At 68.8% G+C, this 12,519-nt stretch carries 12 protein-coding genes; all 12 read left to right on the top strand.

Features of this window, described 5'->3' with window-relative positions:
• Position 1 precedes the first annotated feature (1 nt).
• The 12 genes from tesB to Y710_RS17135 all read left to right on the top strand — a co-directional run bounded on the left by tesB (position 2) and on the right by Y710_RS17135 (position 12,434).
• Entirely contained in the window at positions 2 to 853 is an 852-nt protein-coding gene (tesB, locus tag Y710_RS17080; RefSeq protein ID WP_006898334.1) for an acyl-CoA thioesterase II, read from the top strand.
• The gene (gene pdxT, locus Y710_RS17085) at positions 850 to 1,461 is read left to right on the top strand and encodes a pyridoxal 5'-phosphate synthase glutaminase subunit PdxT (RefSeq protein ID WP_062367997.1); all 612 of its coding nucleotides are present in this window, start codon (positions 850 to 852) and stop codon (positions 1,459 to 1,461) included. The genes tesB and pdxT overlap by 4 nt, the downstream gene beginning before the upstream one ends.
• 54 nt (positions 1,462 to 1,515) lie before the next feature.
• The gene (locus Y710_RS17090; RefSeq protein ID WP_006898332.1) at positions 1,516 to 2,271 is read left to right on the top strand and encodes a YebC/PmpR family DNA-binding transcriptional regulator; all 756 of its coding nucleotides are present in this window, start codon (positions 1,516 to 1,518) and stop codon (positions 2,269 to 2,271) included.
• Positions 2,272 to 2,373: 102 nt separating this feature from the next.
• The gene (ruvC, locus tag Y710_RS17095; protein WP_006898331.1) at positions 2,374 to 2,967 is read left to right on the top strand and encodes a crossover junction endodeoxyribonuclease RuvC; all 594 of its coding nucleotides are present in this window, start codon (positions 2,374 to 2,376) and stop codon (positions 2,965 to 2,967) included.
• Positions 2,964 to 3,557 (top strand): Holliday junction branch migration protein RuvA, encoded by a 594-nt coding sequence (gene ruvA / locus Y710_RS17100; RefSeq protein ID WP_006898330.1) that lies wholly within the window; start codon positions 2,964 to 2,966, stop codon positions 3,555 to 3,557. Before ruvC ends, ruvA begins: the two co-directional genes overlap by 4 nt.
• Positions 3,554 to 4,621, top strand: coding sequence for a Holliday junction branch migration DNA helicase RuvB (gene ruvB, locus Y710_RS17105; RefSeq protein ID WP_062367998.1), 1,068 nt, complete (start codon positions 3,554 to 3,556; stop codon positions 4,619 to 4,621). Before ruvA ends, ruvB begins: the two co-directional genes overlap by 4 nt.
• Positions 4,622 to 4,753: 132 nt before the next feature.
• Positions 4,754 to 5,164 (top strand): preprotein translocase subunit YajC, encoded by a 411-nt coding sequence (gene yajC / locus Y710_RS17110; protein ID WP_062367999.1) that lies wholly within the window; start codon positions 4,754 to 4,756, stop codon positions 5,162 to 5,164.
• Positions 5,165 to 5,173: 9 nt separating this feature from the next.
• Positions 5,174 to 6,793 (top strand): protein translocase subunit SecD, encoded by a 1,620-nt coding sequence (gene secD / locus Y710_RS17115; RefSeq protein ID WP_062368000.1) that lies wholly within the window; start codon positions 5,174 to 5,176, stop codon positions 6,791 to 6,793.
• The gene (gene secF / locus Y710_RS17120) at positions 6,790 to 7,863 is read left to right on the top strand and encodes a protein translocase subunit SecF (protein ID WP_006898326.1); all 1,074 of its coding nucleotides are present in this window, start codon (positions 6,790 to 6,792) and stop codon (positions 7,861 to 7,863) included. Before secD ends, secF begins: the two co-directional genes overlap by 4 nt.
• Positions 7,860 to 9,560, top strand: a complete 1,701-nt coding sequence (locus Y710_RS17125; RefSeq protein WP_062368001.1) for an ABC transporter substrate-binding protein — start codon at positions 7,860 to 7,862, stop codon at positions 9,558 to 9,560. The genes secF and Y710_RS17125 overlap by 4 nt, the downstream gene beginning before the upstream one ends.
• Positions 9,557 to 10,126 carry an adenine phosphoribosyltransferase gene (locus tag Y710_RS17130; RefSeq protein ID WP_006898324.1) on the top strand — a complete coding sequence of 190 codons (570 nt, stop codon included), beginning with the start codon at positions 9,557 to 9,559 and terminating at the stop codon, positions 10,124 to 10,126. Before Y710_RS17125 ends, Y710_RS17130 begins: the two co-directional genes overlap by 4 nt.
• A 13-nt stretch (positions 10,127 to 10,139) precedes the next feature.
• Positions 10,140 to 12,434 carry a RelA/SpoT family protein gene (locus Y710_RS17135; RefSeq protein ID WP_006898323.1) on the top strand — a complete coding sequence of 765 codons (2,295 nt, stop codon included), beginning with the start codon at positions 10,140 to 10,142 and terminating at the stop codon, positions 12,432 to 12,434.
• Positions 12,435 to 12,519: the final 85 nt, after the last annotated feature.

Consider the following 12,519-nt stretch of genomic DNA (forward strand, 5'->3'; position numbering starts at 1 on the left):
GGTGGCGAGCATTGAAGAGATTCTGGCCGTGGAGCGGATCGACAACGACATCTATCGCGGCGGTTCCTTCCCGAGCCAGCTGCGCAGGACGTTCGGCGGTCAGGTGGCCGGGCAGGCCCTGGTGGCCGCGACCCGGACAGTGGACCGGGAGTTCGCCGTCCACTCGCTGCACGGCTATTTCCTGCGGCCGGGAAGGCCGGACGAGCCCGCGGTGTTCATGGTCGACCGCATCCGCGACGGGCGTTCGTTCGTGACCCGGCGGGTGACCGGTGTGCAGGACGGCGAGGCGATCTTCTCGATGTCGGCGTCGTTCCATGTGACCCACGACGAGGGCATCGAGCACCAGGATCGGATGCCCGAGGTGCCGGACCCGGAGTCGCTGCCGGGCCGCGAGTCGGCGGACGACAGTCAGAGGGCGCTGCTGGAGGAGTGGGCGAACTTCGACATCCGGATCGTCGGTCAGGCGGAGACCTCCAGGTATCCGGGGCTGGCCGCACAACAGCGGGTCTGGTTCAAGTACCGGCTCCCGTTGCCGGACGACCATCTGCTGCACGTGTGCACGCTGGCGTACATGAGTGACATGACGCTGCTGGGGTCGTCGATGACGGTGCACCCGGGGGCGAAGGCGCAGACGGCCTCGCTCGATCACGCGATGTGGTTCCTCCGGCCGTTCCGGGCCGACGACTGGCTGCTGTACGACCAGACCTCGCCGTCGGCGGGCGGCGGGCGGGCCCTGACCCAGGGCCGGATCTTCGACCGCTCCGGCCGGATGGTGGCCGCGGTGACCCAGGAGGGACTGACCAGGTCGGTCGCTACCGACTCGGCCGCGTCGATCATGAGGCAGGACCGGTGAGCGTGCGGATCGGTGTGCTCGCTCTGCAGGGCGATGTCCGCGAGCACGTGGCGGCGCTGGCCGCGTGCGGTGCCGAGGCGGTACCGGTGCGCCGGGAATCGGAGCTCTACGCGGTGGACGGCCTGGTGATCCCCGGCGGCGAATCGACGGCGATGAGCCGGCTGCTCGGTGTGTTCGAGCTCTACGACCCGCTGGTGAAGCGGTTGCGCGACGGGCTGCCCGCGTACGGCTCATGCGCGGGGATGATCATGCTGGCGTCGAAGATCCTCGACACCCGGCCGGACGCCCGGCATCTCGACGCACTGGATGTGACGGTGCGGCGCAATGCGTTCGGGCGTCAGGTGGAATCGTTCGAGACCGATCTGAGCTTCGCCGGCATCACCGACCGACCGGGGGCGCGTCCGGTGCGCGCGGTGTTCATCCGGGCGCCGTGGGTGGAGGAGACCGGGCCGGGAGTGCAGGTCCTGGCGACGGTGGACCGCGGGCCCGCGGCGGGGCGTGTCGTCGCCGTACGGCAGGGAAATGTGCTGGCCACGTCGTTTCATCCGGAGGTCACCGGCGACGTGCGCGTGCACGAGTTCTTCGTCGATATGGTTGCCACAGCGTAGAATCTGCCCGTGCCCTGACAGGCATCGCTGACTTTTCACGAAGGGAACACCACAATGAGCGGCCACTCCAAATGGGCCACCACCAAGCACAAGAAGGCTGTCATCGACGCCAAGCGCGGCAAGATGTTCGCCAAGCTGATCAAGAACATCGAGGTGGCGGCTCGTACGGGTGGTAGTGATCCGGCAGGCAATCCGACGCTGTACGACGCGATTCAGAAGGCGAAGAAGTCGTCGGTCCCGAACGACAACATCGAGCGCGCACGCAAGCGCGGCGGCGGTGAAGAGGGCGGCGGCGCCGACTGGCAGAACATCACCTACGAGGGCTACGGCCCCAACGGCGTCGCCATCCTGATCGAGTGCCTGACCGACAACCGCAACCGTGCCGCGACCGAGGTCCGGGTGGCGATGACCCGCAACGGCGGCAACATGGCCGACCCGGGCTCGGTGTCGTACCTGTTCACCCGCAAGGGCGTGGTGACGTTGGAGAAGGGCGATCAGACCGAGGACGACGTGCTGATGGCCGTGCTGGACGCGGGTGCCGAGGAGGTCACCGATCTGGGTGATTCCTTCGAGATCGTCAGCGAACCCGGTGATCTGGTCGCCGTGCGCACGGCGCTCCAGGAGGCGGGAATCGACTACGACTCGGCCGAGCCGGACTTCCGCGCGTCGGTCGAGGTGGCCGTCGACGCCGAGGGCGCGCGCAAGGTGATGAAACTGATCGATGCGCTGGAGGACTCCGACGACGTTCAGAACGTCTACAGCAATGTCGACATCAGCGACGAGGTGCTCGCCGAGCTCGAGAACGACTGATAGAGTCTCGAACAAGTGTTCTTACCGCTGCGCTGCAGCGGAGGATGCCGTCGTCGTGCCGATCGGGTGCGACGACGGCCTTGATCGGGAAGTGAGGCGCGAGTGCGAGTCATGGGCGTCGACCCCGGCCTCACCCGATGCGGAATCGCGTTGGTGGAGGCGGGAACCGGCCGCAGAGTCACCGCGCTCGACGTCGACGTGGTCCGCACCCCGGCCGACATGGAACTGGCCGAACGGCTGCTTGCGATCCACGTGGGCGCCGTCCACTGGATCGACACGCACGGACCCGACGTCGTGGCGATCGAGCGGGTCTTCGCGCAACGCCAGGTGAGCACGGCGATGGGTACGGCACAGGCGGCGGGCGTGATCGCGCTGGCCGCCGCGCAACGCGGAATCCCGGTGCGGTTCCACACGCCGAGCGAGGTGAAGGCCGCTGTCACCGGCTCCGGCCGGGCGGACAAGGCGCAGGTGACGGCGATGGTCACGCGGATTCTCGGAATGCAGACGCCGCCGAAGCCGGCCGACGCGGCCGACGCGCTCGCGCTGGCCATCTGTCACTGCTGGCGCGGTCCGGTCAACGATCGCATGGAAGAGGCCGCCAAGCGGGCGCGCGAGGCGCAGAACCGTCATCGCGCCCGGCTCAAGGCGGCACAGGAGGAGGCCCGCGCTGTGCTGGGCGGAGAGGCGGCGTCGTGATCGCGTCCGTGTCCGGCGAGGTCATCGACATCGCGCTCGATCACGCTGTGATCGAATGCGCCGGAGTCGGCTATCGCGTCTTGGCGACTCCGCCGACTCTCGGGTCGCTCAAGCGGGGGACCACGGTGCGGCTCCTCACCGCCATGATGGTGCGCGAGGACTCGATGACGCTGTACGGCTTCACCGATCCCGAGGCGCGCGACCTGTTCGGGTTGCTGCAGACGGTGACCGGCGTCGGTCCGCGTCTGGCGATGGCGACGCTGGCGGTCCTCGAGCCGGACACCCTGCGGCGTGCGCTGGCCGATTCGGATGCGAAGGCGCTCACGGCGGTTCCGGGGATCGGCAAGCGGGTGGCCGAACGGCTGGTGGTGGAGTTGCGCGACAAGGTGACCGCTGGACCGGCGTCGTCGCAGGCGGGAGTCTCGGTGCCTGCCGGAGCCGGCGCCCAGGTCACCGAGGCTCTCGTCGGCCTCGGCTTCACCGAGGGCGCCGCGCAGAAGGCCGTCGCCGCGGTACTCGCCGACAACGCCGACGCCGACTCGTCGGCTCTCCTTCGCGCCGCGCTCACCGCCCTCGGGCCGCGTCGATGAATCCGGAGGAAGACTTCCTGGCGGCCGGTCCCATCGCGGGCGACGGTGACCTCGACGCGAGTCTGCGGCCGTCGAGCCTGACCGACTTCATCGGGCAGCCGCGCGTCCGCGAACAGCTCGAACTGGTGCTGCACGCGGCGCGGGCGCGGGGCCGCACGCCCGATCACATCCTGCTGTCGGGGCCTCCCGGGCTGGGCAAGACGTCGCTGGCGATGATCATCGCCGGCGAGATGGGGGCGGCGATCCGCATCACCTCGGGCCCCGCGCTGGAGCGGGCGGGCGATCTGGCGGCGATGCTGTCGAATCTCGTCGAGGGCGATGTGCTGTTCATCGACGAGATCCATCGCATCGCCCGGCCCGCCGAGGAGATGCTGTACCTGGCGATGGAGGACTTCCGCGTCGACGTCGTCGTGGGCAAGGGCCCGGGCGCCACGTCCATCCCGCTGGAGGTGGCGCCGTTCACCCTGGTGGGCGCCACCACGCGATCCGGCGCACTGACCGGCCCGCTGCGCGACCGGTTCGGATTCACCGCGCACATGGAGTTCTACGAGACCGGCGAGCTCGTCCGGGTGCTGCAGCGGTCGGCGGCGATCCTCGGGATCGCCATCGAACCGGAGGCCGCGGCCGAGGTCGCCGGACGCTCGCGCGGAACGCCCCGAATCGCGAACCGGCTCCTGCGGAGAGTGCGGGACTACGCGGAGGTGCGCGGCGACGGCCGCGTCGACCTGTCGGCCGCGCGCGCGGCGCTGGCAGTGTACGACGTGGACGAACTGGGACTGGATCGGCTCGATCGCGCGGTCCTCGGCGCTCTCGTGCGCGGCTTCGGCGGGGGGCCGGTGGGCGTCTCGACGCTCGCCGTGGCCGTCGGCGAGGAACCGGCCACGGTGGAAGAGGTGTGCGAGCCGTTCCTGGTGCGCGCCGGAATGATCGCGCGGACTCCGCGGGGCCGTGTCGCCACCGCGGCGGCCTGGCGTCACCTGGGTCTCCAGCCGCCGGCGGGTGCGATGGACCGAGTGCTCGGGGTCCGCGTGCGCGAGGACGGCACCGGAACCCTCTTCGACTGACGCACGTCACGCCGTCGGACGGGCGGTCGCGCGGGCGGCCGTACGACGCGATCGGTCGGAGGGTGAATCAGAATCGCGACGCGAGCGCCACCTGTGAGTCTCGCGCCCGGCGGGCCTGGCACACTGGTCCCCATGGAATCGTTGATCCTCCCGTTGATGCTGGTCTTGATGGCCGGCTTCATGTTCTTCAGCATCCGCAACCAGAAGAAGCGTGCGGCCGCTATGAACGAGATGCAGAACTCCCTCGAGGCCGGTGCGCGCGTGCAGCTGCATTCGGGTCTCTTCGCCACCGTGGTCGACACCGGCGACGGTGACAGCGACGTCGTGAAGCTCGAGCTCGCTCCCGGTGTGGTGACCGAGTGGAACCGGCTGGCCATCCGCGAGGTCGTGACGCCGGAGAGCGAGGCCACCGATGAGGCCCCCGAGGCGGAGACCACAGCGCTTGAGACCACCGCGATCGAGACATCAGAGATCGTTCCGGACGCGCCGGCGGCCGACGAATCGCGCGACGAGAAGAACGAAGCGAAGCCCGAAGAGAAGTAGACGACCCACGTGACTAAACCCAATCGACGCGCCGCCGGCACCAAGCTGCGGCCCGAGGTTGCACCGTGGAAGCCGCTCACGGTGTTCTTCGTCGTCCTCGGCATCATCTATGCGCTGGTGTTCTTCACAGGCGGCGGAAGCCCGAAGCCCAAACTCGGCATCGACCTGCAGGGCGGCACCCGGGTGGTGCTGACCGCTCGCACCGACGACGGCAAGGCGCCCTCGGCCGAACAGCTCGACCAGGCGCGCCAGATCATCGACCAGCGCGTCAACGGCCTCGGCGTCGGCGGCTCGGAGGTCGTCGTCAACGGCAGCACCATCGTCATCACCGTGCCGGGTGACGACGGCAAACAGGCTCGTGCGCTCGGTCAGACCGCGCGGCTCTACATTCGTCCGGTCGTCGAGCAGCAGCCGGCGACCAAGCAGAAACCGGATCCGACGGCCAAGAAGGTCGCCGATATGACGCCGGAGGAGCAGACCGCGGCCATCGACGAGCAGCGCAGCCTGCGGCAGGCCCCGGCGAACGCCGACAAGGCCACCCTCGACAAGCTGCGACAGGAGATGGGCAAGCTCGACTGCTCGGCGTCGACCAACGACCCGCTGGTGGGCCACGACCGGCCGAACGAGTACCTCGTCACCTGCGGTGACAAGGACGGGATGGTGTACCTGCTCGAGCCGATGCTGATCGACGGCCGCGATATCGCGAGCGCGAAGGCCGGGCAGAACCAGACGGGCGCGTGGACGGTCAACGTCGATTTCAAGGGCGACGGCAAGAAGACGTGGGCCGACTACACGGGCAAGCACGTCGGAACCCAGACCGCGGTCACGCTCGACACCCGGGTGCTGAGTGCGCCGTCGATCAACCAGCAGATTCTCGGCACCACCGAGATCAGCGGCTCCTTCACCCAGGACGAGGCGAACCAGCTGGCCAACGCACTGAAATACGGTTCGCTGCCGCTGTCGTTCGCGATGTCGGACGCACAGACGGTCTCGGCGACCCTCGGACTGCACTCGCTGCAGGCCGGCCTGATCGCCGGCCTGGTCGGCCTGATCCTGGTCCTGATCTACTCGCTGATCTACTACCGCGCGATGGGCTTCCTGTCGGTGCTGTCGCTGATCCTGGCCGGTGCGATGGTGTACGGCATCATCGTGCTGCTGGGCCGCTGGATCGACTTCACGCTCGACCTCGCTGGCATCGCCGGTCTGATCATCGGCATCGGCATGACCGCCGACTCGTTCGTGGTCTACTTCGAGCGCATCAAGGACGAGATGCGTGAGGGCCGGACGGTGCGGTCGGCTGTGTCCCGCGGCTGGCAGAGCGCGCGGCGCACGGTCTGGACCGGCAACGCGGTCAGCTTCATCTGCGCGGCGATCATCTACCTGCTCGCCGTGGGGGCGGTGCGCGGATTCGCGTTCACCCTGGGCTTGACCACGCTGATCGACATCGTCATCGTGTTCCTCGTGACGCACCCGCTGGTGGTGCTCGCGAGCCGGAACGAGTTCCTTTCCCGACCGGCCGTCAACGGCCTCGGCGCGGTATCGGAGGTGGCGCGGGCTCGTCGCAAGGCGAGCGCAGCGGCACGTACCTCCGGCTCCGCCGCTGATCGATCAGAGGGGGAGTCGCAGTGAGCGACAAGACGACCTCAGACACGTCGCGCTCCGGCACGGCGCCCGCGGACTGGGCCGACGCCGACTACGTCGCGGCCAAGGACCAGTCCTTCCTCTCCCGCCTGTACTCCGGCACCGGCGCCTTCGACGTCGTCGGGCGGCGCCGCCGCATGTGGTACGTCATCTCCGGCGTGCTGATGCTGATCTGCATCCTGTCGATCGCGATCCGCGGGTTCACCTTCGGCATCGACTTCGAGGGCGGAACCCAGGTGTCGGTGCCCGCACGCGCCGGCGTCACCACGAGCGAGGTGTCGAAGGTCTTCAGCGACACCCTCGGCAAGGACCCGCAGTCGGTTCAGCAGGCAGGCAGCGGCAACTCCGCGACCATCCAGCTGCGCACCGAGACGCTCACGACCGAGGAGACCGGCAAGCTCCTGCACGCGCTCGGCACGGCCTTCGAGCCGGAGGTGACCCAGGCCGATGTGAGTTCCTCCGACGTCAGCTCGACGTGGGGCAAGGAGATCACGCGAAAGATGCTGATCGCGCTCGCGGTGTTCCTGGTAGTGGCGTTCATCTACATCGCGATCAGATTCGACAAGGAGATGTCGATCGCGGCGATGGCCTCGCTCATCTTCGACCTCGTCGTCACCGCCGGCATCTATTCGCTCGTCGGTTGGGAGATGACGCCCGCGACGGTGATCGGCCTGCTGACGATCCTCGGCTTCTCCGTCTACGACACGGTGGTGGTCTTCGACAAGGTCGAGGAGAACACCAGATCGGTGCTCGCGACCACGCGCCGCACATACGCCGAGCAGACCAACCTCGCGGTGAACCAGACGCTGATGCGCTCGATCAACACCACGGTGATCTCGATCCTGCCGATCATCGCGCTGATGGTGGTCGCCGTGTGGATGCTCGGTGTCGGCACGCTGAAGGATCTGGCGCTGATCCAGCTCGTCGGCGTGGTCGTCGGCACCTTCTCCTCGGTCTTCCTCGCCTCGCCGCTGCTGGTGACGATGAAGGAACGGTCGACCGACATCAAGCGGCACACGGCCAAGGTCCTCGCCCGCCGAGAGAAGGTCTCAGCATGATTCACCCGCGGCTGCGCCGTGCCGCAGCTCTGCTCGCGGTCGGTGCGGCCGCGGGTGGAGCACTCGTCGCGTGCGGCGGCGAGAAGCGGTCGGACGTGGACTACCTCATCGACGCACGGGTGTCGTCGTACAACGTCAACACCGTCGACGCGCACGCCGACGGCGCCCTGATGGCGCTGACCCGCGTGCTCCCGGGCTTCTCCATCGTCGGCCCGGAGGGCCAGATCCTCGCCGATCGGGACGTGGGCACCGTCTCGCAGGAACAGGGCGAGGCCCTGACTCTGCGCTACGACTTCACACCCGCCGCGGTCTACTCCGACGGCACCGCGCTCAGCTGCGACGATCTGTTCCTGGCGGCGACCGCGATGGGCGGCTCGGTACCGGGTTTCGACGCCGCCACCAACGCGGGCTACCGCGACATCGCGCGTGTGGAATGCACACCGGGCGCCCGGACCGCCACCGTGGTCTTCAAACGCGGCAGCGCCTACGGCCAGTGGAACGAGCTCTTCGGTTCCGGAACGCTGCTGCCCGCGCACGTCGTGGCGCGGCTGGCGGGCGTGCCCAACGTGGTCGACCCGATCCGTTCGGGCGACCGGACCGCGATCGCCAAGATCGCGAAGGCGTGGAACACCGGTTTCGACCTTCGGCCGGGAGCCGCGGTCGAGGCCGACCGGTTCCCGTCCGCCGGTCCGTATCGCATCGACTCGTACACCGTCGACGGCGGTCTCAAGCTGGTCGCGAACGACAAGTGGTGGGGCGCGCGCCCGGCGGCGCAGACCATCACCGTCTGGCCGCGGGGCACCGACGGCGAAGCCGCCCTCGACGGTTCCCGGTCCACCGTCATCGACACCGCCGACCTCGCGCTCGGCGATCGGGTGTCCGGACGCGCCGCGCCCACCACCCCCGTCGACCGATCGACGTTGCGCGAACCGGCTCCGCTGTCGGTGACGCAGCTGGTGTTCGCCGGCAAGGGGGCCGCGGCCGATCCGCTGGTACGCAAGGCACTGGCGTCGTGCATGCCGCGCGACGCTCTCGCCCGCCGCTTCGGCACCAACGGCGTGGTGTGGAATCTGCGCACCGCCTCACCCGCGGATCCTCTGGGATCGTCGCTGAACGTCCAGTACGGCCGCCGGTACCCGCGGTCGGACGTGCCGCGAGCCAAGGAACTGCTGGCCCAGCGTGTGATCGGAGAGAACGGGGCGCGCGCGAAACCCCGGATCCGGATCGGATACCTCGCGAAGTCGCAGGAGAACGCCGACGCGGTCCGGATGATCGCCGACGCCTGCACTCCCGCGGGTTTCACCGTGGAGGACGTCGCCTCGCCCGATCTGTCGGTGACCGCGCTCGGCAAGGACGTCGACGCGCTGCTGCTCTCGGACGGGAGCTTCGCCGCGTCGAGCACCGCATCGGGCTTCCCCGAGGCGTACGCCCTCTTCGGCGGCGACCCGCTGAACCTGTCGGGTTTCCGTAACAAGCAGGTCAGCGACGCGATCACCGAGCTGGCGGCGACGCGCAGCGACAGCGCCCGGCTACCGCTGCTGCGGACGATCGAGACGGCGGCGTGGGACGAATTGCCGACGGTTCCGCTGTTCGGCACCGTCCGCGCACGGGAATCGTCGTCGGTCACGCATGTGGTCCCCGGGCTCGGCGTGTCGGGCACCGGCTGGAACATGGACCGCTGGGGCGTGTCGGGGTGAGCCTCACCGAACGCTCGTCCGACCTGCGGGGCCTCGCGCAGGCCGCGATCGAGCAGCATGCTCGGCTCGTCGCCGACTTCCCTTCGCCCGGTGTCGAATTCAAAGATCTGACGCCCGTGCTCGCCGATGCGGCGGCGTTCGCCGCGGTGACCGGCGCACTCGCCCAGGCCTGCGCGGGGGCCGACCTCATCGCGGGCATCGACGCGCGAGGCTTCCTCGTCGGCGGTGCCGTGGCCCGCGAACTGGGCACAGGTCTCGTCGCGGTCCGTAAGGCGGGCAAGCTGCCGCCGCCGGTCATCGGCGTCGACTACCAGCTCGAATACGGCACGTCGCGGCTCGAGGTGCCGGCCGAGGGGATCGACTTCACGGGGCGCCGTGTCGCCGTGGTCGACGACGTCCTGGCGACCGGGGGGACGGTCGTGGCCGCCACCCGGCTGCTCGAATCCGCCGGTGCGCGGGTCGAGGCGATCGCGGTGATCATGGAACTCGCGGATCTGCCCGGCCGGGCCACGATCGCCGCGGACCTCGGACCCGCTGTTCGAGTGCATAACCTCTGCCGCGGCTGAGTACCATCGCGTTATGAGCGATCCCGACACCAAGCGCCCGGACGACGGTTCACCGCTGAGTTCGCGCCGCGTGCGAGCGCGTTTGGCACGGCGGATGACGGCGCCGCCGCGCAGCGGGGTCGCGCCGGTCCTGGAACCGCTCGTGAGTCTGCACCGCGAGGTGTATCCGAAAGCCGACGTCGCCGTCCTGCAGCAGGCCTATGCGGTGGCGGAGGAGGCCCACTCGGGCCAGTTCCGCAAGTCCGGTGACCCGTACATCACGCATCCACTGGCGGTCGCCACCATCCTCGCCGACCTCGGCATGGACACCACCACGCTGGTGGCGGCGCTGCTGCACGACACGGTCGAGGACACCAGCTACTCCTTGGAGAAGCTCGAGGCGGACTTCGGCGCCGAAGTGGCGCATCTGGTCGACGGCGTCACCAAACTCGACAAGGTGGCGCTCGGCAGTGCGGCGGAGGCCGAGACCATTCGCAAGATGATCATCGCGATGGCGCGTGATCCGCGGGTGCTGGTCATCAAAGTCGCCGACCGTCTCCACAACATGCGCACCATGCGGTTCCTCCCGCCCGAGAAGCAGGCCCGCAAGGCGCGGGAGACCCTCGAGGTGATCGCACCGCTCGCGCACCGGCTGGGCATGGCGACCGTGAAGTGGGAACTGGAGGATCTCGCCTTCGCGATTCTGCATCCGAAGAAGTACGAGGAGATCGTCCGGCTCGTCGCCGACCGCGCACCCAGCCGGGACACCTATCTCGCGCGCGTGCGCTCCGACCTCAACACCGCGCTCGGCGCCTCGCGCATCACCGCCACCGTCGAAGGCCGGCCGAAGCACTACTGGTCGATCTATCAGAAGATGATCGTCAAGGGCAAGGACTTCGACGACATCCACGATCTCGTCGGCATGCGCATCCTGTGCGACGAGGTCCGCGACTGCTACGCCGCGATCGGCGTGGTCCACTCGCTCTGGCAGCCGATGGCCGGTCGCTTCAAGGACTACATCGCGCAACCCAGCTTCGGCGTGTATCAGTCGCTGCACACCACGGTGATCGGCCCCGAGGGCAAGCCGCTCGAGGTGCAGATCCGCACCTTCGAGATGCACCGGACCGCGGAGTTCGGCATCGCCGCGCACTGGCGCTACAAGGAGGGCCGGAAGGGCAAGGGGCGCAAGGCGACCGACATCGCCGAGGTCGACGACATGGCGTGGATGCGGCAGTTGCTCGACTGGCAGCGGGAGGCGGCCGACCCGGGGGAGTTCCTCGAGTCCCTGCGCTACGACCTCGCGGTGAAGGAGATCTTCGTCTTCACCCCGAAGGGCGACGTGATCACGCTCCCCGCGGGGTCGACGCCCATCGACTTCGCGTACGCGGTCCACACCGAGGTCGGCCACCGGTGCATCGGAGCCCGCGTGAACGGGCGACTGGTGGCGCTGGAGCGGGCGCTGGAGAACGGCGAAGTGGTGGAGGTGTTCACGTCCAAGGCCGAGAACGCCGGACCCAGCAAGGACTGGCAGAACTTCGTCGTCTCGCCCCGCGCCAAGGCCAAGATCCGCCAATGGTTCGCCAAGGAGCGCCGCGAGGAGGCACTCGAAGCCGGCAAGGACGCGATCGTCAAGGAGGTCCGCCGCGGCGGTCTGCCCGTGCACCGGCTGGTCTCGGGCGAGTCGATCAACGCGCTGGCCAAGGAGTTCGGCTTCAACGACGTCGATGCGCTGTACACGGCGGTCGGAGAGGGTCATGTGCCCGCGGGACGGGTGGTGCATCGGCTGGTGGCGATGCTCGGCGGCGTCGACGCGGCCGAAGAGGAGATCGCCAATCGGGCCACTCCGTCGTCGCCGACCCGCAGCAGGCAGAGCGGTGACAGCGGAGTCGTGGTCGAGGGCGTCGACAACGTGCTGGTCAAGCTCGCCAAATGCTGCACCCCGGTGCCGGGCGACGAGATCCTGGGCTTCGTGACCCGGGGCGGCGGCGTCAGCGTGCACCGCTCCGACTGCACCAATGCCGACGACCTGCGGTCGCAGCCCGAACGCCTGGTCCCGGTGAGTTGGGCGCCCAACCCGTCCTCAGTGTTCCTGGTCGCGATCCAGGTGGAGGCTCTCGATCGGCACCGGCTGCTCTCCGACGTGACCCGCGTCCTCGCCGACGAGCGCGTCAACATCCTCTCCGCCTCGCTCACCACCAACCGTGATCGTGTCGCGGTCAGCAAGTTCACATTCGAGATGGGCGACCCCAAGCATCTCGGCCACGTGCTGAACGTGGTCCGCAACGTCGAGGGAGTCTACGACGTCTACCGCGTTACGTCCGCCGCCTGACCCGCGCCCCTTGAGGGTTCGGAGGGCGCGACGGGCCTGGTTCAGGGCTATCTGCCTCTTCAGGGTCATCGAGTAGCGGAGGAGC

It is taken from the genome of Gordonia sp. QH-12 (genome assembly GCF_001578675.1).
Classification (GTDB): domain Bacteria; phylum Actinomycetota; class Actinomycetes; order Mycobacteriales; family Mycobacteriaceae; genus Gordonia; species Gordonia sihwensis.